Raw genomic sequence first — 307 nt, forward strand, 5'->3', positions numbered from 1 at the left:
TGCAGGTCACTCATTACGCTCCGAAATAAATCCCAATTAAGTAATTCTGGTTCATGCCGAAAAGCCATTCTAGCGAGATGAATAAAAGAGCGAACTCGTTTGTTTTTTATAGTATTGGCCTGATAAGAACGATGTCTGTTAAGAGACTCAATCATCAAACCAAACCACCAGGCAATCATGATGAGTAAAATAGCCAGGAAGAACAGCATATTGGCTCTGGTTTTGCCTGACGATTGATTTCGTCGTAATCCTAACCCCAGTTGTTCATTTTTTATGTCTTTGAAATTTTGTTCGATTTGCATTCTTT

Annotated in this window: 1 pseudogene; it reads right to left on the bottom strand. The window is 38.1% G+C overall.

The annotated features are described in order from the left end of the window. Window positions 1-307: pseudogene (locus tag E1O89_RS15345) on the bottom strand (IS4 family transposase); the annotation flags it as partial.

Origin of the sequence: Legionella genomosp. 1 (genome assembly GCF_900640215.1) — a bacterium.
GTDB lineage: Bacteria > Pseudomonadota > Gammaproteobacteria > Legionellales > Legionellaceae > Legionella_C > Legionella_C quinlivanii_A.